Source organism: Streptomyces sp. AC627_RSS907 (assembly GCF_019049165.1).
The window spans coordinates 65,053-85,554 of record NZ_JAGMUE010000010.1; the positions used below are offsets into that span (position 1 = coordinate 65,053).

The 20,502-nt window shown below is 70.9% G+C and carries 19 protein-coding genes; 10 read left to right on the plus strand and 9 right to left on the minus strand.

The window, feature by feature from the left end:
- Positions 1–37 precede the first annotated feature (37 nt).
- The 4 genes from KUM32_RS03220 to KUM32_RS03235 all read left to right on the plus strand — a co-directional run bounded on the left by KUM32_RS03220 (position 38) and on the right by KUM32_RS03235 (position 3,730).
- Positions 38–1,006, plus strand: a complete 969-nt coding sequence (locus KUM32_RS03220) for a DNA-binding protein (RefSeq protein ID WP_308408581.1) — start codon at positions 38–40, stop codon at positions 1,004–1,006.
- A gap of 10 nt (positions 1,007–1,016) precedes the next feature.
- Entirely contained in the window at positions 1,017–1,490 is a 474-nt protein-coding gene (locus tag KUM32_RS03225; RefSeq protein WP_217140221.1) for a hypothetical protein, read from the plus strand.
- A gap of 117 nt (positions 1,491–1,607) precedes the next feature.
- Entirely contained in the window at positions 1,608–1,949 is a 342-nt protein-coding gene (locus KUM32_RS03230; RefSeq protein WP_217140222.1) for a DUF3817 domain-containing protein, read from the plus strand.
- Between the two features lie 80 nt (positions 1,950–2,029).
- The gene (locus tag KUM32_RS03235) at positions 2,030–3,730 is read left to right on the plus strand and encodes a methylmalonyl-CoA mutase (RefSeq protein WP_217140223.1); all 1,701 of its coding nucleotides are present in this window, start codon (positions 2,030–2,032) and stop codon (positions 3,728–3,730) included.
- An 84-nt stretch (positions 3,731–3,814) separates the two neighbouring features.
- Here the strand turns inward: KUM32_RS03235 and KUM32_RS03240 are convergent, their stop codons facing one another.
- Entirely contained in the window at positions 3,815–4,453 is a 639-nt protein-coding gene (locus KUM32_RS03240; protein ID WP_217140224.1) for a TetR/AcrR family transcriptional regulator, read from the minus strand.
- A gap of 247 nt (positions 4,454–4,700) precedes the next feature.
- On the opposite strand from KUM32_RS03240, the gene KUM32_RS03245 reads away from it, so the two are divergent.
- From KUM32_RS03245 to KUM32_RS03260, 4 genes are all read left to right on the plus strand, one after another.
- Positions 4,701–5,678: a tetratricopeptide repeat protein gene (locus KUM32_RS03245; RefSeq protein WP_217140225.1), complete on the plus strand. Its 978-nt coding sequence runs from the start codon at positions 4,701–4,703 to the stop codon at positions 5,676–5,678.
- A 651-nt stretch (positions 5,679–6,329) separates the two neighbouring features.
- Entirely contained in the window at positions 6,330–6,971 is a 642-nt protein-coding gene (locus KUM32_RS03250) for a DUF6230 family protein (RefSeq protein ID WP_217140226.1), read from the plus strand.
- Between the two features lie 194 nt (positions 6,972–7,165).
- Entirely contained in the window at positions 7,166–7,747 is a 582-nt protein-coding gene (locus KUM32_RS03255; RefSeq protein WP_217140227.1) for a DUF6114 domain-containing protein, read from the plus strand.
- A 94-nt stretch (positions 7,748–7,841) separates the two neighbouring features.
- Complete coding sequence (locus KUM32_RS03260) at positions 7,842–9,152, plus strand: hypothetical protein (protein ID WP_254404957.1); 1,311 nt, start codon at positions 7,842–7,844, stop codon at positions 9,150–9,152.
- Between the two features lie 108 nt (positions 9,153–9,260).
- Here KUM32_RS03260 and pyk read toward each other — a convergent pair whose 3' ends face one another.
- From pyk to pta, 3 genes are all read right to left on the minus strand, one after another.
- Positions 9,261–10,691 (minus strand): pyruvate kinase, encoded by a 1,431-nt coding sequence (gene pyk, locus KUM32_RS03265; RefSeq protein ID WP_217140229.1) that lies wholly within the window; start codon positions 10,689–10,691, stop codon positions 9,261–9,263.
- Positions 10,692–10,764: 73 nt separating this feature from the next.
- On the minus strand, positions 10,765–11,979 hold the full coding sequence (locus KUM32_RS03270; protein ID WP_217140230.1) for an acetate kinase: 1,215 nt from the start codon (positions 11,977–11,979) through the stop codon (positions 10,765–10,767).
- Positions 11,976–14,069, minus strand: coding sequence for a phosphate acetyltransferase (gene pta, locus KUM32_RS03275; protein ID WP_217140231.1), 2,094 nt, complete (start codon positions 14,067–14,069; stop codon positions 11,976–11,978). The genes KUM32_RS03270 and pta overlap by 4 nt, the downstream gene beginning before the upstream one ends.
- Before the next feature lie 241 nt (positions 14,070–14,310).
- On the opposite strand from pta, the gene KUM32_RS03280 reads away from it, so the two are divergent.
- The gene (locus tag KUM32_RS03280) at positions 14,311–15,336 is read left to right on the plus strand and encodes an ATP-dependent 6-phosphofructokinase (RefSeq protein ID WP_217140232.1); all 1,026 of its coding nucleotides are present in this window, start codon (positions 14,311–14,313) and stop codon (positions 15,334–15,336) included.
- Positions 15,337–15,414: 78 nt separating this feature from the next.
- On the opposite strand, the gene KUM32_RS03285 is transcribed toward KUM32_RS03280, so the two are convergent.
- The 4 genes from KUM32_RS03285 to KUM32_RS03300 all read right to left on the minus strand — a co-directional run bounded on the left by KUM32_RS03285 (position 15,415) and on the right by KUM32_RS03300 (position 19,423).
- Positions 15,415–16,119, minus strand: coding sequence for a helix-turn-helix transcriptional regulator (locus tag KUM32_RS03285; protein ID WP_217140233.1), 705 nt, complete (start codon positions 16,117–16,119; stop codon positions 15,415–15,417).
- Between the two features lie 103 nt (positions 16,120–16,222).
- The gene (locus KUM32_RS03290) at positions 16,223–17,098 is read right to left on the minus strand and encodes a carbohydrate ABC transporter permease (protein ID WP_217140234.1); all 876 of its coding nucleotides are present in this window, start codon (positions 17,096–17,098) and stop codon (positions 16,223–16,225) included.
- A gap of 1 nt (position 17,099) precedes the next feature.
- The gene (locus KUM32_RS03295) at positions 17,100–18,056 is read right to left on the minus strand and encodes a carbohydrate ABC transporter permease (RefSeq protein WP_217140235.1); all 957 of its coding nucleotides are present in this window, start codon (positions 18,054–18,056) and stop codon (positions 17,100–17,102) included.
- Entirely contained in the window at positions 18,053–19,423 is a 1,371-nt protein-coding gene (locus KUM32_RS03300; RefSeq protein ID WP_217140236.1) for an extracellular solute-binding protein, read from the minus strand. The genes KUM32_RS03295 and KUM32_RS03300 overlap by 4 nt, the downstream gene beginning before the upstream one ends.
- A 214-nt stretch (positions 19,424–19,637) precedes the next feature.
- Between KUM32_RS03300 and KUM32_RS03305 the strand changes: the two genes are divergently transcribed.
- Positions 19,638–20,015: a nuclear transport factor 2 family protein gene (locus KUM32_RS03305; RefSeq protein ID WP_217140237.1), complete on the plus strand. Its 378-nt coding sequence runs from the start codon at positions 19,638–19,640 to the stop codon at positions 20,013–20,015.
- A 90-nt stretch (positions 20,016–20,105) separates the two neighbouring features.
- Here KUM32_RS03305 and KUM32_RS43190 read toward each other — a convergent pair whose 3' ends face one another.
- Positions 20,106–20,390, minus strand: coding sequence for a hypothetical protein (locus KUM32_RS43190; protein WP_254404958.1), 285 nt, complete (start codon positions 20,388–20,390; stop codon positions 20,106–20,108).
- Positions 20,391–20,502: the final 112 nt, after the last annotated feature.

A 20,502-nucleotide genomic window follows, 5' to 3' on the forward strand; every position in this document is an offset into this window, starting at 1 on the left:
CAGTCGCCCACAGGGGTATGTGAACGGTGATGATGAAGTGGACCGACGAGGATTCCTCGGCGGCGTCGCGGCGACAGCGGCGACGCCGGTACTGGCCGCATTGCCCGACAAGGCCGGTCCGGGGAGCGGGCAGGCCGCCGCGCTGCGGCTGTCGACATCGGCGTACCGGAGGCTCGACGGAGCCACACCCTCCCGTGATCTCTCCGAGGCCGTGAAGTCACACATGCGGCTGATCCAGAGCATCACCGGCGCGGCGACGGGTGACGGCGACCGCAATCGGCTTGCGGCGGTCGGCAGCGAGGCCGCGAGCCTCGCCGGGTGGCTGGCGTGGGACATGGGCGACCACGGGTCCGCGCGCATCTGGTACGGCTCCGCGGTCAAGGCGGCTCGATCGTCCGGGGACCCGCTTCTGGCGGCCTACCAGACGGGCAGCCTGGCCCAGTTCGAGGCACACATGGGGAACGGTACCGAGGCCCTGAACCTCGCCCGACGGGCCCGGCGGGTCCTCGGGGACCGTCGGCCGCCGGTCGCGGAGGCGTGGCTGCTGTCCGTGGAAGCCCTCGCCCATGCCGCCGACGGTGACCGCCGCTCGACTGACCGGGCGCTGACCGCGAGCCGTGCGGCAGCCGAGGCGCTGCCGGAGGATCCGCCTCCCTGGCCCTGGGTCTTCACCTTCGACCCGGCGAAGGTGACCGCGTGCCGCGTGACCTGCGGGGCGCGACTCGGTCTGGCCGCCTGGGTGCTGTCGGACGATGCGGAGGCGCTGGCCGCCGGCCACGCGAAGCAGCGCGCGCTCCTGATGCTCGACATCGCCGCCGGACACCTCGCCGCCGGACGCGTCGAATCGGCGTTCGCCCTCGCCCGGCGTGCACTCGACGCCGGGGTGGCGTACAAGTCCGGGCGCATCGTGGAACGGGCCCGCGCTGTGCGCCGTACCTTCACAACCAACGCACCACCCAAGGTGGTGCGCGACTTCGACGAGCGCTTGTACGGCGTCTATCTCTAGGAGGACAGGCATGCGGGTGGGAATCACCGGTCATCGTGGACTCGGCGTGGGCGTGGAGCGACGTGTGCGGGAGATGCTCGACGAGGCGGTGAACGCCTACGACGCCGCCGACCTGGTCGGCGTTTCGTGCATCGCGGACGGCCCCGACGCTTGGTTCGCGGAAGCCGTGGTGAAGCACGGTGGTCGACTTGAGGTGGTCATGCCGGCGGCTGGATACCGAGATGCACTCCCGGAGTGGCACCACGCCGCCTATGACGACCTGCTGGGGCAGGCGTCCGACGTCCACGAAACCGGCATGGACGAGTCGACGCCCGAGGCGCACATGGCAGGCTCGGAGATCCTCGTGAGTCTGTCCGACGAACTCCTTGCGGTGTGGGACGGCAAGCCCGCCCGAGGCTTCGGCGGTACCGCAGATGTGGTCTCCTACGCGGAGCGCAGGGGTGTCCCGGTGCGGGTCCTGTGGCCGGAGGGCACCACCCGATGATCGCCACCGCAATCCGATGGCCCGCATCTTCCCGAGGCCCAAGCGTCTTCGACGACACGTGAGCGCGTCGGCGGGCCCGCTCGAAGATCGCGCGAAACGGACGGTTACGCTCGTCGCATGAAAAAGAGCGTGCTGACCCGCTACCGGGTCATGGCGTACGTCACCGGTGTGCTGTTGGTCCTGCTCTGCCTCGGCATGATCGCCAAGTACCTGCTGGACATGGACGGTGCCGCCGACTTCACCCGCATCGTCAGCATCGCGCACGGCTGGCTGTACGTCGTCTACCTCGTCTTCGCCTTCGACCTGGGCGCCAAGGCGAAGTGGAAGGTCAGCAAGCAGCTGTGGGTGCTGCTGGCCGGGACGATTCCGACGGCCGCGTTCTTCGTGGAGCGCAAGGTCAGCCAGGAGCTGGACGCCAAGGTCGCGGCCGAGAACGCGCCCGCGGTCGCCAAGGCGTAGGCAGCCCCCGCCGCCGTACGGACACCCGTACGGCGGTTCCCCATCGACATTTACTTGGACGTCCTAGTAAATTCGAAGGTATGGACGCTGACGCCATAGAGGAGGGCCGCCTTCGCTGGCAGGCCCGGTACGACGCGGCGCGCAAGCGCGACGCGGACTTCACCACGCTCTCCGGCGATCCCGTGGACCCGGTGTACGGGCCCCGGCCCGGGGACGTCTACCAGGGCTTCGAGCGGATCGGCTGGCCGGGGGAGTACCCCTTCACCCGCGGCCTGCATCCGACCGGCTACCGGGGGCGGACCTGGACCATCCGGCAGTTCGCGGGGTTCGGCAACGCCGAGCAGACCAACGAGCGCTACAAGATGATCCTCCGCAACGGCGGCGGCGGGCTCTCGGTCGCCTTCGACATGCCGACCCTGATGGGCCGCGACTCCGACGACCCGCGCTCGCTCGGCGAGGTCGGCCACTGCGGCGTGGCCATCGACTCGGCCGCCGACATGGAGGTCCTGTTCAAGGACATCCCGCTCGGTGACGTGACGACCTCCATGACGATCAGCGGGCCCGCCGTCCCCGTCTTCTGCATGTACCTGGTCGCCGCCGAACGCCAGGGTGTCGACGCCTCCGTGCTCAACGGCACGCTGCAGACCGACATCTTCAAGGAGTACATCGCCCAGAAGGAGTGGCTCTTCCAGCCCGAGCCGCACCTGCGCCTGATCGGCGACCTGATGGAGTACTGCGCGGCCGGCATCCCCGCCTACAAGCCGCTCTCCGTCTCCGGCTACCACATCCGCGAGGCCGGGGCGACGGCCGCGCAGGAGCTGGCGTACACGCTGGCGGACGGCTTCGGGTACGTGGAGCTGGGGCTCTCGCGCGGGCTGGACGTGGACGTCTTCGCGCCCGGCCTGTCCTTCTTCTTCGACGCGCACGTCGACTTCTTCGAGGAGATCGCCAAGTTCCGCGCCGCCCGGCGCATCTGGGCCCGCTGGATGCGGGACGTGTACGGCGCGCGGAGCGACAAGGCGCAGTGGCTGCGCTTCCACACGCAGACCGCCGGCGTCTCGCTCACCGCCCAGCAGCCGTACAACAACGTGGTGCGCACCGCCGTGGAGGCGCTGGCGGCGGTGCTCGGCGGGACGAACTCCCTGCACACCAACGCCCTGGACGAGACCCTCGCCCTGCCCAGCGAGCAGGCGGCGGAGATCGCCCTGCGCACCCAGCAGGTGCTGATGGAGGAGACCGGCGTCGCCAACGTCGCCGACCCGCTGGGGGGCTCCTGGTTCGTCGAGCAGCTCACGGACCGGATCGAGGCGGACGCCGAGAAGATCTTCGACCACATCAGGGAGCGGGGACTGAGGGCCCACCCCGACGGGCGGCACCCCATCGGGCCCATGACCTCCGGGATCCTGCGCGGCATCGAGGACGGCTGGTTCACCGGCGAGATAGCCGAGTCCGCCTTCCGCTACCAGCAGTCCCTGGAGAAGGACGACAAGAAGGTCGTCGGTGTCAACGTGCACACCGGCTCGGTCACCGGCGACCTGGAGATCCTGCGCGTCAGCCACGAGGTCGAGCGCGAGCAGGTACGGGTCCTGGGCGAGCGCAGGGCCGCCCGCGACGACGCGGCCGTCCGCAGGGCGCTGGACGGCATGCTCGCCGCGGCCCGGTCCGGCGGCAACATGATCGAGCCGATGCTGGACGCCGTACGCGCCGAGGCGACGCTCGGCGAGATCTGCGGGGTGCTGCGCGAGGAGTGGGGGGTGTACACGGAGCCGCCGGGCTTCTGACCGGGGCCCTCGGCCCCTGCGTCACCGGTCTCCGGGTCCACCACCCGGCCCGCTCGCGGGCTCGGGCCTGGCAGGAGCCGGGCCTCACCCGGGACCGGCCCGGTCCTGCTCCGGGCCGGCCAGCCCCGTCAGCAGGACGCGGGTCAGGCCGCGTACCCACTCCTCGTCCGCGGTCTCCGCGCTGACCAGCGTGCGGTGCACCACCGCGCCCGCGACCACGTCGAAGATCAGATCCACCGTGCGGGCCGCCTCCGCGGCGTCCGGCTCGGGCGGCAGCTCGCCCCGGGCCTCGGCGCGGGCCCTGCCCTCCAGCACCAGCCGCTTCTGCCGCTCGACGATCGAGGTGCGGATGCGCTCGCGCAGCGCGTCGTCGAGGGTGGACTCGGCGACCACCGCCATCAGGCCGCTCCTGGCCTCCGGGCGGGCCAGGATCGCCGCGAACTGGAGCACCACGCCCTCGATGTCGGCGGCCAGGGAGCCGCAGTCGGGGAGGCGGAGCTCGTCGAAGAGCTCGGCGACCGCGTCGACCACCAGTTCGTTCTTGCCCGCCCAGCGACGATAGAGCGTCGTCTTGGCAACCCCGGCACGCGTTGCCACGTCTCCCAGGGTGAGCTTCGACCAGCCGAGGTCGACCAGCGCCGCCCGCGTCGCGGCCAGGATCGCGGTGTCCGCCGCGGCGCTGCGCGGGCGCCCGGCACGCCCGGCGGGGGTACTGCTCTGCATTCCCCGACCTTAACCGGCGGGTAACCGGCGGGTACCCGACGTGCGGGCGTGAGGCAGATCACTGGAGTGGGCTGTTCCGGTAGCCCGTCCTGGCATTACGCTACGGGGCGTAGCGAAAGCGCGGGTCCGCTCGTGCCCGAGCGACGACCATGGGCGTGGGGTGGGGACCCGGCGCCGATCGAACACTTCAGGGCGGGCTTTCGACCCGCTTTTCACGCACGCGCGGAGTACGGGGGAGGATAGGCCCATGCAGCCACGGAACATGTCCATGAGCGGGGTCGTCGACCTCGCCGCGGTGAAGGCGGCCCAGGAGGCCAAGGTGAAGGCGGAGCAGGCGCGCGCCGAGGCGGCCCGGCACGGTGGGACGGGGGCCGTCTCCCCGGCCGATCTCGTCATCGACGTCGACGAGGCCGGCTTCGAGAGCGATGTCCTGCAGCGGTCCACCGAGGTCCCGGTCGTCATCGACTTCTGGGCCGAGTGGTGTGAGCCCTGCAAGCAGTTGAGCCCGGTCCTGGAGCGGCTCGCCGTCGAGTACAACGGGCGCTTCCTCCTCGCCAAGATCGATGTCGACGCCAACCAGATGCTGATGCAGCAGTTCGGCGTGCAGGGCATCCCGGCGGTGTTCGCGGTCGTCGCCGGCCAGGCACTGCCGCTCTTCCAGGGGGCCGCCGGCGAGACGCAGATCCGCCAGACCCTGGACCAGCTGGTGCAGGTCGCCGAGCAGCGCTTCGGGCTGACCGGTCTCGCCGTCGACCCCGAGGCGGAGCCGGGGGACCGGCCCGCCGCCGCCCCCGAGCGTCCGGCCGGGCCGCACGACGCGGCGCTCGAGGCCGCCGTGCGGGCGCTGGACGCGGGCGACCTGGCCGGTGCCGTCCAGGCGTACAAGAACGTACTGGCCGACGACCCCGGTAACACCGAGGCCAAACTGGGGCTGGCGCAGGCCGAGTTGCTCCAGCGCGTGCAGGACGCCGACCCGCAGCGGGTGCGTCAGGACGCGGCCGACAAGCCGGGCGACGCCCAGGCGCAGATCGCCGCCGCCGACCTGGACCTGGTGGGCGGTCACGTGGAGGACGCCTTCGGGCGCCTGATCGACACGGTGCGCGTCACCGCGGGGGACGACCGGGACGCCGTACGTCTGCGGCTGCTGGAGCTGTTCGAGGTGGTCGGCGCGGACGATCCGCGGGTGGCCGCCGCGCGCAGGGCGCTCGCCCGCGCGTTGTTCTGAGCGGATTTCGGCCGTTTCCGCCGACCGGTCGCCGACCGGTCGGCGGGTGATACCCGTGTGAAGGAGCTGTCGACGGGACGCCAGTGCGGCCGCGCTTTACTAAATCTTGGTAAACGCGGCCGCTGTTACTGCCAGTAAGTCAGCGGCGTCGATCTGTCGGGTTCTGTCCGGCGATCGACATTTTTGTTCCGCCCTTGAGGCACACCCAGCGTCGCCGTTCGGGGCCGGTACGTCGCGCCGTTCCCCTCCGGCCGTTACCAGCGAGTAATGAACCCCCTTGTGTCGGCGGCGAGAATGCACCACGATCGGCGACGCTCGGTCCATTCCCGTACCCCGAAAAGCCAGTCGGGTCGCGGGGCTTCCTGGGTCCCCACCGAGCAGAGCCGGCGGCAGTGGAGCCGGTTCTTGGGCAGGGGGGTCTTCGCCCACCCGGCGAAGCCTGTCCAGCAGGGTTGTGCGTGATGCGTGTCAGGCGCGACCAGTGGTTGTCGCTCGGGGGTGATCGCCGGTGATTCGGGTGCGTGGTACGTGCCGCCGAGCGCGGGCGCTCTCCTTCCCGAGGACGTAGCACTTCTCCCATCCCTGCCCGGCCGAGCCGCCGATCCGGGGGCGGGCCGAGGCCAGGAGATGTACGTCCGAGAAGGAGGAAATATGGAGTCCCAGGTGCGTGGCGGGACCAGATGGAAGCGGTTCGCCGTGGTGATGGTGCCCAGCGTGGCCGCCACGGCGGCCGTGGGCATCGGACTTGCGCAGGGCGCCCTCGCGGCGTCGTTCAGCGTGTCCGGCCAGGAGTTCAAGGTCAAGGCGGAGCGTCTCGAGGGGTGGGGCTTCGCCCAGTACGGCGGCCTCGACTCCGGCTACACCTCGATCGAGGGTGACAAGAAGACCAAGCGTCCGGTCGCGATCTCCTCGTTCAAGCGTGCCGAGATCACCAAGATGTGCCAGTCCGTCAAGACGGAGATCCCGCTCATAGGGAAGTCGATCTACCTCCGTCTCGAGGCCGGTCCGGACAAGGACCACAAGGTCGAGGCCAAGAACCTCTACATCGACGTCGCCCAGCTCGACGCCGACGCCACCTTCACCAACATCGACATCGGTGTGGCCGCCGGGGACAAGACCCGCGGCCCGAAGGTGAAGGATCCGAGCGTCAAGCACGGTGCCTTCGCCCAGCAGGCGGAGAAGGCGGAACTCAAGGGAGTCGAGCAGACGGCGTGGGCGACCACGGCCGGCACCTTCAAGCTCAGCGGCCTGAAGATGCGTCTCGGCGCGGACCCCAAGATGGAGTGTTTCTGACGGGTCTTCGCCCGTGAGGTGTCCCCGGCCGGCTGAACCGCCGGGGAGGGGCGGGGAGGCGACCGCTTCCCCGCCCCCGCCGCACCGCCCCGCTGCCGTGCGGCGGGTGCTCGCACACAACCCGACCTTTCCGGCTTCTCCACGCCTAGGCCGAGCCGATACGTACGTTCACCGGACCAGGGAGCTGTTTTTCCATGAGTGCCGAGACTCCGGTCCAGAGCGCCGGGAACTTCACCCGGCTGCGTCTGCGATTCCGCGCCTGGCGGGGCAGCCGGCCGTTCTGGGCGGGCCTGCTGACCCTGCTGGGCGGGGTGCCCATCGCCTACTTCCCCTACGCCACGCTCAAGCTGGGCAACATGTCGATCGCCATGGCGACGACCGCCGGCGCGGGCTCGCTGATCATCGGCGTGCTGCTCATCACGCTGGGGCTGACGATGTGGTTCCAGTCGGCGACGCGCATCTTCGCGGGAGTCGCGGCGATCCTCCTCGCCCTGGTGTCCCTGGTGGTCTCCAACATCGGCGGCTTCCTGATCGGCTACCTGCTCGCGATGATCGGCGGCGCGCTCAGCGTCTCCTGGGCGCCCGGCCGGGCGAAGCCCGAGGAACCCGGGCGGCCGGACCCCTCCGGCGGACCCGCGGCCGACGGGGTCGCGGAGGATCTTCCGCGGGGCGCCGACGCCGCGCCGGGAGACCCGCACACCGCGTACGAGGCCGGCGACGGGGCGGCGGACGGGCCCCGGGCCGCGGAGCGCACCGGGGGGTACCGTGTCGGCTGACGAGGCCCGCGACCGGAGTGCCGCGGCCCCCGGCCGTGCCAGAACCGGGCCGCGTCACGCGGCACCGAAGAAGCCGCTCTTCACGAGATTCCACATGCCGAGGGGCAAGGCCATAGCCCTCGCGGCGATGCCGACGGCGGTCCTCATGGGGATGGGGTTCACGCCGACCCTGGCGCTCGCCGACGGCGACGACGGGACGCCGCCGGCCAACAGCCTGACGGCCGAGGAGTACAAGGCCTGCATGGCGGCCCTGGAGGAGGCCGAGGAGAAGACCTCCGCGTCTCCCGAGCCGTCGGCGTCGGCGTCGGCGTCCGGGGCCGCCGGGGACGGCAAGGACGACACCGGGGCGCCGGACGACGGCGCCAAGGGTCCGGACGCCGGGGACCCGGAGGTCACGGACCCGGACGCGAGGGACACGGACGTCAAGGACACGGACAAGGGCACGGGTTCGTCCTCTTCGTCGGATTCAGGTTCCGACGACAAGGCCGGCCCCGGCCCCGCCCCCTCCGCCTCGCAGCAGGCGCAGAGCCGGGGGACGGCGTCCCCCTCGCCGTCCGAGAGCAGGGGCGGCGGCCTGCTCGACGGCCTCGGCGACGCCATCGAGGGCATTTTCACCGGCGGCGCGAAGACCGGGGAGAGCCCGGCGCCGGCCCCCTCCGCGTCGGCCTCCGAGAGCGCCTCCGAGGACGCGTCCGGCACCGTGGAGGACACGACCGGGAAGCCCACCGGCACGGCCGGGGACGTGGAGGACACGACCGGCGCGGCCGGGGACACCCGGGAGACCGCCGGTTCGGCCGGGGTCACCCGGGAGACGGCCGAGAAGGCGGCGGAGGCGACGAAGAAGGCCGTCGAGAAGGCGAAGAAGGACAAGGACGCGGGCGACGCCACCGCCTCCCCCGACCCGTCCGGCAGCGCGTCCGCGGACCCGGAGGACTGCCCGGTCGCCACGGACGCGGAGGGCGGCGTCGACAACCCCGTCCTGCTGCCCGACGAGCCCTGGCGGCTCAACGCCAGCTCCCTGACGCTCAAGGGCGCCTCCTACAAGGGCATCGTCGAGGTGAGGACGGCCAACGGCACCACCAAGAAGGTGCTGAAGTACGTCGTCTCCGACGGCACCGACATCGGCGACCTGCACCAGACCGTCAAGGACGAGGCGTCCGGCAAGACCTACCACGTGCAGGCGGCCAAGGGCTCGAAGTCCACGATCACCGGCGGCGACACGGTGATGTACACCGAGAGCATCTCGGGCAACCTGCTCGGGCTGATCCCGCTCACCTTCGACCCGGAGCACCCGCCGCCGCTGGACATCCCGCTGATCTACTTCACGAAGGTGACGGTCGTCCAGGCCGGTCAGTTCGGCGGCACCCTGCACATCCCCGGGCTGCAGCAGTACGTCACCGGCTGAGCCCGCCCGCAGACCCGTTCGGGAGCCGCACCACACGCCGAGGGCGCCCCCTGTGACAGGGGGCGCCCTCGGCGCCGTACGGCGTGTGCGCGGCGGTGTGCGCGGGCGTCAGCCGCGCCGCGTCTCGCCCAGGTGGTGCACGCGGACCATGTTGGTGGTGCCGGGGACGCCGGGGGGCGAACCGGCGGTGATCACGACGACGTCGCCGTCGCTGAACCGGCCGAGGCGCATCGTCTCCTGGTCCACCAGGTCGACCATCTCGTCCGTGCTGTTCACGAACGGCACCACGTGCGGCTCCACGCCCCAGCTCAGCGCCAGTTGGTTGCGGGTCGACTCGTCGGTGGTGAAGGCGAGGATCGGCTGGGCCGCGCGGTAGCGGGAGAGCCGACGGGCCGTGTCACCGGACTGGGTGAAGGCCACCAGGCCCTTGCCGCCGAGGAAGTCGGCGATCTCGGCGGCGGCACGGGCCACCGAACCGCCCTGCGTGCGCGGCTTCTTGCCCGGCACCAGCGGCTGCAGGCCCTTGGACAGCAGCTCCTGCTCGGCCGCCGTGACGATCTTCGACATCGTCTTGACGGTCTCGATCGGGTACGCGCCCACCGACGACTCCGCCGAGAGCATGACCGCGTCCGCGCCGTCCAGGATCGCGTTGGCCACGTCGGAGGCCTCGGCGCGGGTCGGCCGGGAGTTGGTGATCATCGACTCCATCATCTGGGTCGCCACGATCACCGGCTTGGCGTTGCGCCGGCACAGCTCGATCAGGCGCTTCTGCACCATGGGGACCTTCTCGAGCGGGTACTCGACGGCGAGGTCGCCGCGCGCGACCATCACACCGTCGAACGCCATCACGACGTCCTCCATGTTCTCGACGGCCTGCGGCTTCTCCACCTTGGCGATGACGGGGACGCGGCGGCCTTCCTCGTCCATCACCCGGTGCACGTCGGCGACGTCCTTGGCGTCCCGGACGAAGGAGAGGGCGACCAGGTCGCAGCCCATGCGGAGGGCGAAGCGGAGGTCCTCGACGTCCTTCTCGCTCAGCGCGGGCACGTTCACGGCCGCACCGGGCAGGTTGATGCCCTTGTGGTCGGAGATGACGCCGCCCTCGATGACGATCGTCCGGACGCGGGGGCCCTCGACCTCGGTGACCTTCAGCTCGACGTTGCCGTCGTTGATGAGCACCTGGTCGCCCTTGGCGACGTCGCCGGGCAGGCCCTTGTACGTCGTGCCGCAGATCGTCCTGTCGCCCGGCACGTCCTCGGTGGTGATGGTGAACTCGTCACCCCGCACCAGCTCGACGGGGCCCTCGGCGAAGGTCTCCAGGCGGATCTTCGGGCCCTGCAGGTCGGCGAGGACGCCGATGGCCCGGCCGGTCTCCTTGGCGGCGGCCCGGACCCGGTCGTACCGGCCCTGGTGCTCGGCGTGGGAGCCGTGGCTGAAGTTGAAGCGGGCCACGTTCATGCCGGCCTCGATCAGCGCGACGAGCTGCTCGTGGGAGTCGACCGCGGGGCCGAGAGTACAGACGATTTTCGAACGGCGCATGGGGCGATCCTAACGGTTTGTTTCGCTGCGGAATATTCCGTCTGGCGGAAAATACAAAAGGGCGGGATGCCGCTCAGGTGAGATTCACCGAATCATTTACGAGTGCGTAGCTCTGCCTCGCGATCTCCATTTCCTCGTCCGTCGGCACCACGGCCACCGCCACCCGCGCGTCCGCGGGCGAGATCAGCCGGGCCCCGTCGCCGCGCGCGGCGTTCAGCTCGCCGTCGACCGCCAGGCCGAGCCCTTCGAGGCCCGCCAGGGCGGCCTCCCGCACCGGCGCCGAGTTCTCGCCGACCCCGGCCGTGAAGGCCACCGCGTCCACCCGCCCGAGGACGGCGTAATAGGCGCCGATGTACTTCTTCAGCCGGTGAATGTAGATGTCGAACGCCAGCCGCGCCCGCTCGTCGCCGGCGTCCACGCGGCGGCGGATCTCCCGCATGTCGTTGTCGCCGCACAGACCGATCAGACCGCTCCTCTTGTTGAGAAGAGTGTCGATCTCGTCGGCGGACATTCCACCAACACGCATCAAATGGAAGATGACGGCCGGGTCCATGTCTCCCGAGCGCGTACCCATCACGAGCCCCTCCAAAGGCGTCAGCCCCATGGAGGTGTCCACGCACCGCCCGCCCCGCACCGCCGAGGCGGACGCCCCGTTGCCCAGGTGCAGCACGATGACGTTCACCTCCTCCGGCGTCCTGCCCAGCAGCTTCGCGGTCTCGCGGGAGACGTACGCGTGCGAGGTGCCGTGGAACCCGTAGCGCCGGACGCGGTGCGCGTCGGCGGTCTCGACGTCGATGGCGTAGCGGGCGGCGGACTCCGGCATCGTCGTGTGGAAGGCGGTGTCGAAGACGGCGACCTGCGGCAGGTCCGGGCGCAGCGCCTGCGCGGTGCGGATGCCGGTGAGGTTGGCGGGGTTGTGCAGCGGCGCGACCGGGATGAGCCGCTCGATCTCGGCGAGCACGGCGTCGTCGACGACGGTCGGCGCGGTGAAGCGCTTCCCGCCGTGCACCACCCGGTGCCCGACCGCGGCCAGCTCGGGCGAGTCCAGGCCGAGGCCGTCCTTGGCCAGCTCCGCCGCCACCGCCTTCAGCGCGGCGTCGTGGTCGGGGACGGAACCGGTCCGCTCACGCGTCTCGCCACCCGTCGGGGTGTGCCTGAGCCGCGCGGTCTCCTCACCGATCCGCTCGACGAGCCCCACCGCCAGCCGGTGGTGGTCGCGCATGTCGATGAGCTGGTACTTGACCGACGAGGAGCCGGAGTTGAGGACGAGGACGCGGGTCTGGCTCACTGGTCGTCCGCCTTCTCGCTGGGGGACTGCTGGGCCTGGATCGCCGTGATGGCGACGGTGTTGACGATGTCCTGGACGAGCGCGCCCCGGGACAGGTCGTTGACCGGCTTGCGCAGCCCCTGGAGGACGGGGCCCACGGCGATCGCGCCGGCCGAGCGCTGCACGGCCTTGTACGTGTTGTTGCCGGTGTTCAGGTCGGGGAAGATCAGCACGCTGGCCTGACCGGCGACCGCGGAGCCGGGCAGCTTGGTCGCCGCGACCGACGGCTCGACGGCGGCGTCGTACTGGATCGGTCCCTCGACGCGCAGGTCGGGCCGGTGGGAGCGGACGATCTCCGTCGCCTCGCGCACCTTCTCGACGTCGGCGCCGGAACCGGACGTGCCCGTCGAGTACGACAGCATCGCGATCCGCGGATCCACCCCGAACTGCGCCGCCGTCGACGCCGACTGGGTCGCGATGTCGGCCAGCTGCTCGGCGTTCGGGTCCGGGTTGACGGCGCAGTCGCCGTAGACCAGGACCTTGTCGGCCAGGCACATGAAGAAGACGGACGAGACGATCGAGGCGTCCGGCTTGGTCTTGATGATCTCGAAGGCCGGACGGATCGTCGCCGCCGTCGAGTGCACGGACCCCGACACCATGCCGTCGGCCAGCCCCTCCTGCACCATCAGCGTGCCGAAGTAGTTGACGTCGGAGACGACGTCGTAGGCCAGCTCCACGGTGACGCCCTTGTGGGCGCGCAGGGCGGCGTACTTCTCGGCGAAGGAGTCGCGCAGCTCGGACACGGCCGGGTCGATCAGCTGGGCGGCGCCGAGGTCGATGCCCAGGTCGGCGGCCTTCTTGCGGATCTGTTCGACGGGCCCGAGCAGCGTCAGCTCGCACACGCCCCGGCGCAGCAGCACCTCGGCCGCGTGCAGCACCCGTTCCTCGGTGCCCTCCGGGAGGACGACCCGTCGCAGGTCGGAGCGGGCCTGCTCCAGCAGCTTGTGCTCGAACATCATCGGCGTGACCCGGTCGCCGCTGGGGGCCGAGACCCGCTTGCTGAGGTCGGCGGTGTCGACGTACCGCTCGAAGAGGCCGAGAGCCGTCTCCGCCTTGCGCGGGGTGGCCGCGTTCAGCTTGCCCTCCAGGGAGAACAGCCGCTCGGCGGTGGGGAAGCTGTTGCCGGGCACCGAGAGCACCGGCGTGCCCGGGGCGAGGCGGGTGGCGAGGGTGAGGATGCTCTCGCCGGGCACCTCGTTCAGGGTCAGCAGGACGCCGGCTATCGGCGGGGTGCCGGCGCTGTGCGCGGCCAGCGTGCCGATCACCAGGTCGGCGCGGTCGCCGGGGGTGACGACCAGGCAGCCCGGGGTCAGGGCGCCCAGCAGGTTGGGCAGCATGGCCCCGCCGAAGACGAAGTCCAGCGCGTCGCGGGCCAGCCCCGAGTCGTCGCCGAGGACCACCTCGGCGCCGAGGGAGTGCGCGATCTGGGAGACGGTCGGCGCCGACAGGGCGGGCTCGTCGGGCACGACCCAGCACGGCACCGGCAGCCGGTTCGCGAGCCCCTCGGCGATGCCGTCCCGGTCCTCGCGGGCCACCCGGTTGGTCACCATGGCCAGGACGTCGCAGCCCAGCCCGTCGTAGGCCCGGAAGGCGTTGACGGTCTCGGCGAGCACCGACTCCGCGGGCTGCTTGCGGCCGCCGACGACCGGGATGACCGAGGCGCCGAACTCGTTGGCCAGCCGTGCGTTCAGCGAGAGCTCGTCCGGGAGCTGGGTGTCGGCGAAGTCGGTGCCGAGGACCAGGACGACGTCGTAGTCGCGGGCGACCAGGTGGAACCGGTCGACCAGGGCGGACAGCAGCTCGTCCGTGCCCTGTTCGGCCTGGAGCGCGGAGGCCTCGCGGTAGTCCATGCCGTAGACGGTCGCCGGGTCCTGCGTGAGCCGGTAGCGGGCGCGCAGCAGCTCGAAGAGCCGGTCGGGCCCGTCGTGGACCAGGGGACGGAAGACGCCGACCCGGTCGACCTGCCGGGTCAGGAGCTCCATGACCCCCAACTCGACGACCTGGCGGCCGTCACCGCGGTCGATACCGGTCACGTACACGCTGCGCGTCACCCGTGCTCTCCGTTCCGTCGGGTCGTTCGTGTGGTGGCGGCTGTCTCCCGCACAAAAATCGCCCACCGGGGTGAGCGGAACCCTCTTGACAATACCTCTCCCTATAGATAAGGCGCCCGTCAGTGAGCCGTGGTCGAGGGCGGCTAAGGTGCCGACCGCGGGGAAGCGGCATCCTCTTGGGGTACGTGAAAGAATCGAAGCCGGCTCACCGGTGTCAACAGCGAGCAGGAGACACAGCACGATGCGTATCGGAGTTCTCACCGCAGGCGGCGACTGCCCCGGCCTGAACGCAGTGATCCGGTCGGTCGTGCACCGAGCGGTCGACAACTACGACGACGAGGTCATCGGCTTCGAGGACGGTTACGCGGGCCTCCTGGACGGCCGTTACCGCTCCCTCGACCTGAACGCGGTCAGCGGCATCCTGGCCCGCGGCGGCACCATCCTCGGCTCCTCCCGGCTGGAGCGCGACCGGCTCCGCGAGGCCTGCGAGAACGCCTCGGACATGATCCAGAACTTCGGCATCGACGCGCTGATCCCGATCGGCGGCGAGGGCACGCTGACCGCCGCCCGGATGCTGTCGGACGCGGGCCTGCCGGTGGTCGGCGTGCCGAAGACGATCGACAACGACATCTCCTCCACGGACCGCACCTTCGGCTTCGACACCGCCGTCGGGGTGGCGACCGAGGCGATGGACCGCCTGAAGACCACCGCCGAGTCCCACCAGCGGGTGATGGTCGTCGAGGTGATGGGCCGGCACGCCGGCTGGATCGCCCTGGAGTCCGGCATGGCCGCCGGCGCCCACGGCATCTGCCTGCCCGAGCGCCCCTTCGACCCCGCCGACCTGGTCAAGATGGTCGAGGAGCGCTTCGCCCGCGGCAAGAAGTTCGCCGTGATCTGCGTCGCCGAGGGCGCCCACCCCGCCGAGGGCACCATGGACTACGGCAAGGGCGCGATCGACAAGTTCGGCCACGAGCGCTTCCAGGGCATCGGCACGGCCCTGGCGTACGAGCTGGAGCGCAGGCTCGGCAAGGAGGCCAAGCCGGTCATCCTCGGCCACGTCCAGCGCGGCGGCGTGCCGACCGCGTACGACCGGGTGCTCGCCACCCGCTTCGGCTGGCACGCGGTGGAGGCCGCGCACCGGGGCGAGTTCGGCCGGATGACGGCGCTGCGCGGCACGGACGTCGTGATGGTGCCGCTGGCCGAGGCGGTCACCGCACTGAAGACGGTGCCGAAGGACCGGATGGACGAGGCGGAGTCGGTCTTCTAGACCGCCGCTGGAAAACCGCCGCCTGGACAAGACCGCCGCCTGGGACAAGACCGCCGCTGGAAAAGGCCTGGGAAAGCCCTACGGGTGCCTCTCGACCGCCGCCCAGAAGTGCTCCAGGACCCGGTCGAGGAAGTCGCGGCCCGCCGCGCCGGGGTCGCCGCCCCGGCCAGGGGTGGCGGTCACGTGCCCCTGGTAGTCCTGGTGCAGCGACTGGAGGACGTTCTCCAGGACGCGCCGGTCCAGCGGGGTCAGCTTGGCGATCGGGCGCACGTACCCCTGCCAGCGCCTGGTCACGGCGCTCGACAACAGGTCGGCGAGCTTCTCGGCCCGTCCCGTGACGGTCATGAAGTCGGGCAGGGTGAGGCCGAGCACGTCGGCGAGCGCGGCCGACTGCCGGTCGGTGCCGCGCCAGCCGTCCGTCTCCTCCATCCGCAGGTAGGCCGGGAGGGCGAGCCCGACGGCACGCGCCACGTCCTCCGGCGCCAGACCGCGGGCGACGCGGTGCTCGCGCAGGGTCTGCGGCCGGCCGGTCAGGTCACCGGGCGAGCACCACAGCACCCCCGCGAGCGCCGTCAGCTCCTGGTTCCCGGGGGAGGCCGTCCCCCGTTCCCAGGCGCGGACGAGGTCCGGAGTGACGTACGGCAGCCCGTACGACACCCGCATACCGTGGGCCACGTGCTCGGGCCCCATGTTCAGGGCGGCGCGGAGCCGGCGGGCGGCGGGGGCGTTGAACGGGGGACCCGACGGGGCCGGGTGGGATGAGGGTCGGCGCACGCGCCACACGGTAGGGCCCCCCGGCGACGCTGACTACGGGCTGTTCGGCCAGCGATACGGATCGTAGGAACCTACGGGACCGCGGGGCGGGCGCGGACGCCCCTGGGGCCGCTCACCCCTTGACCGCCCCGCCCAGCGCGAACCCCCCGCCCAGCCGCCGGGAGATCAGCACGTACAGCAGGACGACCGGCGTGGAGTAGACGATGGAGAACGCGGCCAGCTGTCCGTACGCCACCATGCCCCGGTTGCCGAAGAAGTCGTTGATGCTCACCGAGGCGGGCATCTGGTCCGGGGTGAGCAGCAGCATGAAGGGGACGAAGAAGTTCCCCCACATCATCACGAACGAGAACACCGTCACCACCGCCACCCCCGGCCCCATCAGCGGCAGCACGATCCGCAGCAGCGACTGGAACGGCGACGCCCCGTCCGTCCACGCCGCCTCCTCCAGCTCCTTCGGCACGCCGTCCATGAAGTTCTTCATCAGCCAGATGGCGAAGGGAAGCTGGGAGGCGGCGAAGAAGAAGATCGTCCCCTGCATGGTGTCGATCAGGTTCACCCGCACGAAGAGGGCGTAGACCGGCACCATGACCGCCGTGATCGGCAGACTGGTCGCGAACAGGACGGTCAGCAGGAACGGCCGGTTCAACCGCGACCGGAAACGGGAGAGCGGATACGCCGCGAGCGCCGCGCACACCACCGTCAGCAGGGTCGCGCCGCCGCACAGGATCAGGCTGTTGAGCAGTGGCCGGAAGGTGACGTCCTGGGTGAGGACCGCGTCGAAGTTGTCCAGCGTCAGGCCGTCGGGCGCCTTCACCCTGAGGCTCGCGTGCGGGTCCAGGGCGGACAGCACCACCCAGGCCAGCGGGAGCACGAAGGCGGCGGCGACCACCAGCAGCCCGGCGTCGGCGGCCAGCCGGCGCCTGCCCCGCCGGGCGGCGGGGGTGCGGCGGGAGGCGGGGGCGCGGCGGGACGTGAAGGCGGACGCCATGTCAGATCTCCGTCCGCAGCAGGCGCAGATAGACGACCGAGAACAGCGCCCCGATCAGCAACAGCAGCAGCGCCACCGCCGTGCCGTAGCCGATCAGGCTGTTCTGGAAGGCCTGTTCGTACATGAACAGCGGCAGGGTCTGGCTCCTGCCGCTCGGCCCGCCGCGCGTCATCACCCAGATCAGCCCGAAGACCGACAGGGTCTGCAGGGTGTTGAGCATGAGGTTGGTGCCGATGGAACGGCGGATCATCGGCAGGGTGATGTGCCACATCCGGCGCCAGCCGCTCGCCCCGTCGACCTCGGCGGCCTCGGTGATCTCCTTCGGGATCTCGTTCAGGGCAGCCGAGTAGACGAGCATCGAGAACGCCGTGCCCCGCCAGACGTTGGCGAAGGACACCGCCAGGACCGGCAGCGTGAACAGCCAGTTCTGGGAGGGCAGGTGGAGCCAGGCCAGGACGGCGTTGAGGGTGCCCTCACGGCGGAAGAAGGCGTAGAGCAGGAAGCCCGCCACCACCTCCGGCAGCACCCACGCCGTGACGACGATGCCGCCGGTCAGCGTCCGGACCGGCTTCGAGGCCCGCTGCATCAGTGACGCCAGCGCGAGCCCCAGGGTGTTCTGCCCGATCAGCGACGACAGCACCGTGAACACCAGGGTCAGCCAGACGGCGTTGAGGAACGCCTCGTCCTGGAACGCACGCCGGAAGTTCTCGAGGCCGACGAAGGACTCCTCGGCCTGTCCGGTGAGCTGGAGGTCGGTGAAGGCGATGACGACGCAGTAGGCGATCGGGCCGGCGAGGAAGAGCAGCAGCAGGACGACGGCGGGGGAGACGGGCAGGGCGCGCAGCAGGGAGCGGCGCGCGGTGACGGACCGCGCGCGGCGGGCCGGGGGCGGGGCCTGGGGGACCGGCGGGGCTTTGCGGACCTCCGGGCCCGCGTGCGGCGGCGTGGCCGCGGTCACCTGCTGACCACCTGGTCGTCGGTGGCCTCCCGCAGCGCCTCGTCGTAGCCGCGGGCCGCCTCCTCGACCGACTTGTCACCGGTCGTCACGGCCTCCATGGCCTCCTGGATGGCGACGGAGACCTTCGGGTACGCCGGGTAGGCGGGCCGGTAGTGGGTGTGGGCGACGAGGTCGGTGAAGAACCTGATGCCGGGCTGGGCGTCGACGTACGCGGGATCGTCCGCGACGTCCTCGCGGACCGCGATGCCCGAGTTGGCGACGTACCACTTCCGGGCGTTGGCCTTGGTCTGCATCGTCTTGATGAACTCGAAGGCCAGATCGGGGTTGGCCGCCTTGGCCGGGATCGCCCAGGTCCAGCCTCCGGACATGCTCACCCGGCCCGGCGCCTGACCGTTCTGCGTCGGCATGGCCGCCAGGCCCAGCTCCTTCGACCACTCGGGCCACTCGTGCCCGCTGCCCTCCAGCCAGTCCTGCGGCAGCCAGGAGCCGTCGAGAGCGATACCGAGCCTGCCCTGCGGGAGCAGCTCACCGCGCACCTTGGTGCCGAAGTTGGGGTCGAGGGCGTCGGAGACCTCCGGACCGATCTTCTCCTTGTACACGGTCTCGACGAAGCGCAGGGAGTCCTCGAAGCCCTTGCCCGCTGCTTTCCACTTCTTGCTGCCCTTGTCGTAGAGCGGGTCCGTGGTCCCGTCGCCCGTGCCGTACAGCAGCATCTCGAAGCCCTGCATGGTGGCGGCCTCACCGGCCGGCTTGCCGGTGTAGACGTTGAGGGGGACGACTCCGGGCACCTTCTCCTTGATCGCGCGGGCCGCGGCGAGCACGTCGTCCCACGTCCTGGGCTGCCAGTCGGCGGGCAGCCCGGCCTTGGCGAAGACGTCCTTGCTGAACCACAGCCCGCGGGTGTCGGTGCCGTCCGGGACGCCGTACGTCCTGCCGTCCTCGCCCTTGGCCGCCGCCTTCGCGGTGTCGATGAACCGGTCCCAGTCCTCCCACTTCGCCAGGTAGTCGTCGAGGGGTTTCAAGTACCCGCTGGTGATGTCGGAGTTGATGAGGAAGGTGTCCTCGTAGACCAGGTCCGGCGCGGTCTTGGGGGAGCGGAGCATCTGCTGGAGCTTGGTGTAGTACTCCGAGTCCGGGGCCTTGATGGGGACGAGGTCGACCTTCTTCCCCGGGTTGGCCTTCTCGAACTGCTTCTTGACGCCGGCGAGATACGTGTCCATCACCTTGATGGAGTTGTCCGTCGACTGCTTGAAGGAGACCTTCACCGTGTCCGGATCGCTGCCGGAGCCGCTTCCGCAGGCGGTGAGGGCGGTGGAGGCGAGCGCGGTGAGGGTGAACAGAGCGGTGAACCGGACGGTGGGACGCACGGGCACGACCTCCTACGGGCACGACGCTGTGGCCGGGACGGCTGCTCGGCGAACGTAAGAGGGGTGGTCTGGTCAGGTCAATGCGTGTGCGGCGGATTGACGGCGGCGGCTACGGCCCCGATGCCGAACGCGACGGTGAGACCCGGGACGACGGCGCGGGGCGTGGGTCAGCGGCGCACTGCGGAGCCGGAGCCGCGGCTGGTATTACTGGTGTATGCAGGAAGAGACCGCGCGGTCCGCGATCGACACGTTCATCTCCGCGTTCAACGCTTCGAACGACAACTATGTGACTACGCTGCTCTCCCAGGCCCTGACCTCGGACGTGGTCTTCTGGGGGCCGTTGGGCCGCAGCGAAGGGATCGAGGCGGTCGAGCGGTTCGTGCTGGACATCCGGCACCACCCGGCGGGTACGGGCACGATGGTGCGCTGCTCGGCGGTGGACATGCCTGACGAGTGGGCCCGGTACCGGTGGGCCTTCACCACGCCGGACGGAGGCCCCCGCCTGGCGGGAACGGACGTCGTCCATCTGCGGCGGAGCCTCATCGACCAGTTGATCGTCTTCGCGGGGGAGATCAAGCCGTCCGCGTCCTGAGTACTCCTGCTCCCGGGCCGCCCTGGCGGGCGGTGCTGACTGCGGCCTCGGAGTCGGTGCGGCGGACCGCGACCTCGCGCCGGTGTCCGGTCACGAGGCGCTGTGCCGGTCCTCCGGCCGGGACCGGCGGAGGGCCTCGACCAGCCAGGGCTGGAAGGGGAGGTGTCCCGGCACCACCTGCCGGTCGTTGACGGTCCGGACCAGGCGCCGGTACCGCTCGACGAGCGTGTCGTGTCCCGCGTCGCTGTAGCGGCGGTGGCCGGCCGGGGTGCGGTGGGTGGGGCGCAGCAGCCCGGTGGCAGCCCGGTGGCAGCCCGGTGTCCGAGTAGTGCTGGATCGTCCGGACCGGCACGCCGGTCCGGGCCGACAGTTCACCGATCGAGTGCAGGGGCGTCGCGCCGTTCATGACGCCCACTCTCCGGTCTCCAGTCACTGGAGAGTCAAGCCGCGCCGCGCGAGGCGGCGTCCGGAGCGCCGGCCCTCGCGG